The following is a 3,408-nucleotide window of genomic DNA, read 5'->3' on the forward strand; positions in this document are numbered from 1 at the left end:
AACGGAAATAATTAAAAATTTAGATGATTTTACCAATACTGAAAAGAAAGAATTATTTACGTTAATGGACACAAAAGTACTGCCAGAGTTAACAGCTAAGGACTTGAAATTTTCAAGTAATGACATTGAAAATCAAATTATTGGAAGACTAAATGAAATGGCTATGGTAGACGGCGAATTTGAGCCAGCAGAAATAAGGTTTATTGAAAATTTAAAAAACAAAGCTATATAGTACAACGTTATTTTTAGAATTGTACTTAGGAGAGGAGGATATTGATACGGTAAGTAAGATTGATGAATTAGTAAATAATTATTTAAAATTCATTTTAGCACCTCAATTTGAACATATAAATGTAAATAATCAGAAAATGAATAATTCAATTATTAAAGTTGCCTTAGCTACCCTACTCCTCCTCTGTCTCCTCGACATGCCCTACGGTTTTTACCAATTCGTGCGCTTTACAGCAATGGTAGGATTCGCCTATTTGGCGTATTCAGCAAATGAGCAAAGTGAGAAAAACGAACTATTTATCTATATCGCCTTAGCGCTTCTATTTCAACCCTTTTTCAAGATAGCATTAGGAAGAACTGTTTGGAATATAGTAGATGTAATTGTAAGTATTGGGTTGGTGATTTCGGTAATCAAAGATTCAAAAATAAGATTGAAGGGATAATCTAAGCATAATAGTAAAGTAATGATAGTAAATATTGTCTCATCCTGAAATAGCGATCAATTAATAACATCAAGAAAAAACTTATTGCCTACACAGCAAAACGAATTTAAAAATGCTTTAAACTGTAGCAAATTGAGGGAAACCGTAAAGTAAATCAATTATGGAATCCTATTTTTGATTTTATTCAAACTGCTGATATAAATAGTGATACATTATTTATTAATAGTACTGCAAGCTGTTCAAGATTTGGATAGGTTATTTCTTTATAAAAGTATAAATTTACATGTTGACGTTTCTAGTTTTTTAAATCTAAAAACACCAGTATTTTAAAAAATTAAGCATAACATTACAACCCTAAATTTCAATGAATCAATCCGTACACAATAAATTAGTTTCTTTCATTTGGTCTATTGCAGACGACTGCCTTCGTGATGTTTACGTACGAGGAAAATACCGAGATGTCATTTTACCCATGGTCGTATTACGTCGATTAGACGCTTTACTCGAACCAACCAAAGAGGCCGTAATGCAAGAATTAGCCTTCCAGAGAGACGAAGCTAAATTCACTGAATGGGACGAAAACGGTTTGCGTGCTGCTTCAGGATATGTTTTTTATAATACAAGCGACTGGACTTTACAACGCTTACACGATACGGCAACCAACAGCCAACAATTATTACAAGCCAATTTTGAAGATTACCTAAATGGTTTTAGTTCGAATGTAAAAGAGATTATCGAAAAATTCAAACTCAAAAGTCAGGTGCGTCACATGGCATCCAAAGATGTTTTGTTAGATGTATTAGAAAAATTCACTTCTCCAGATATCAACGTGACTCCTTTTGAGAAAAATGATTCTAACGGTCGAAAATTACCTGCACTGACCAATCTTGGAATGGGCTATGTATTTGAAGAGTTAATTCGAAAATTCAACGAAGAAAATAACGAAGAAGCAGGAGAGCACTTTACACCACGTGAAGTAATCGATTTGATGACGCACATTATTTTCGACCCTATAAAAAACAATTTACCGCCCGTAATGACTATTTATGATCCGGCTTGTGGTAGTGGCGGAATGTTAACCGAAGCTCAAAATTTCATTAAAGACGAAGAGGGCGAAATTCGTGCTGTAGATTCAGATGTGTATTTGTACGGAAAAGAAATCAATGACGAGACTTATGCCATTTGCAAAAGTGACATGATGATTAAGGGGAACAACCCTGAGAACATTCGAGTGGGTTCTACCCTATCTACGGATGAATTTGCAGGAACTACTTTCGATTTTATGTTGTCTAATCCGCCTTATGGGAAATCTTGGGCTAGTGAGCAAAAATACATCAAAGACGGTAAGGAAGTAATTGACGGCCGTTTTAAAATTCGCCTAAAAAACTATTGGGGAATCGAAGAAGATGCCGATGCAATTCCGCGTTCCTCAGACGGACAATTGTTGTTCTTGATGGAAATGGTCGACAAAATGAAACCGCTTTCGCAAAGTCCTTCAGGAACACGCATTGCCTCTGTACACAACGGGAGTAGCTTGTTTACAGGTGATGCAGGAGGAGGTGAAAGTAATATTCGTAGGTACATTATCGAAAATGACTGGCTAGAAGCCATTGTACAACTACCCAACAACTTGTTTTACAACACAGGGATTACCACCTACATTTGGATTCTTAGCAACAATAAAACCGCCAACCGTAAGGAAAAAGTGCAGTTGATTGATGCGGGACAATTGTATCGAAAGCTCCGAAAAAACCTCGGAAACAAAAACTGTGAGTTTGCTCCAGAACACATCACCGAAATTGTACAAACCTATACCGATTTACAAGCCGTAGAAAGAACCGCTGACGAAGGCATAGCTGCCAAAGTATTTGATAACAGCGATTTTGGTTACCACAAAGTGACCATCGAAAGACCCAAACGTTTGAAAGCACAGTTCACAGCAGAGCGCATTGCCGAATTGCGTTTTGACAAAAGCTTACGCGAACCGATGCAATGGGTGTACGAAACCTATGGCGAAGCTATTTATACAGATATTAAAAAGCACGAAAAAACCATAAGCGATTGGTGTGAGAAGCAAGAGCTAAACCTCAATGCCAAACAATTAAAAACCTTGACCACCGAAGCAATTTGGAAAAAGCAATTGGACCTAATGACCTTGGGACAAACGCTAATGATAGCCGTAGGAACAGACGAATACAATGATTTCAATCTTTTTAAAGACAAAGTAGCTGCAGTTGTAAAAGCCAACAAACTAAAGGTAAGCGCATCAGAATTGAACGCTATTTACAACGCCATTTCTTGGTACGATGCCGATGCCGAAAAAGTGATTAAAAACACCACCAAATTAGCAGGTGACAAACTCGAAAAGCTGTTAGCCTACTTGGATTGCAAAACAGACCGATTAGCAGATTATGGTTATTTCCCAACAGCTAAAAAAGGGGAATATACAGTTTATGAAGCCGAAAGTGATTTGCGAGACACCAAAAACATTCCTTTAAAAGAAAACATACACGATTATTTTGTTCGTGAAGTGCAACCGCACGTTATCGAAGCTTGGATAAATTTGGACGCAACCAAAATTGGCTACGAAATCAGTTTTAATAAATATTTCTACCAACACAAACCATTACGTGCTATTGAAGAGGTAACTGCGGATATTTTAGCATTAGAACAACAAAGCGATGGACTAATAGCTGAAATTTTAAACTTGGTATAAGAATGGAATCAGAAATTA

3 protein-coding genes are annotated in these 3,408 nt (G+C 36.4%); all 3 read left to right on the top strand.

Annotated features, from left to right (window positions below; genetic code table 11):
- Positions 1-232: hypothetical protein (locus A3SG_RS21980; protein ID WP_035664658.1), on the top strand; the 232-nt coding region annotated here is incomplete at its 5' end.
- Positions 233-368: 136 nt separating this feature from the next.
- A complete protein-coding gene (locus A3SG_RS0117945; RefSeq protein WP_029596902.1) occupies positions 369-674 on the top strand; it encodes a DUF6804 family protein in 306 nt (101 codons plus the stop codon).
- Between the two features lie 364 nt (positions 675-1,038).
- Positions 1,039-3,390, top strand: coding sequence for a class I SAM-dependent DNA methyltransferase (locus A3SG_RS0117950; protein ID WP_016991373.1), 2,352 nt, complete (start codon positions 1,039-1,041; stop codon positions 3,388-3,390).
- Positions 3,391-3,408 lie beyond the last annotated feature (18 nt).

The sequence above is a fragment of the Flavobacterium sp. ACAM 123 genome (assembly GCF_000264055.1).
Lineage (GTDB): Bacteria > Bacteroidota > Bacteroidia > Flavobacteriales > Flavobacteriaceae > Flavobacterium.

Excerpts from the sequence above, each read along its gene's own strand:
- A3SG_RS0117945 (WP_029596902.1), top strand. The coding sequence starts at position 369 with ATGAATAATTCAATTATTAAAGTTGCCTTAGCTACCCTACTCCTCCTC.
- A3SG_RS0117950 (WP_016991373.1), top strand. The coding sequence starts at position 1,039 with ATGAATCAATCCGTACACAATAAATTAGTTTCTTTCATTTGGTCTATT.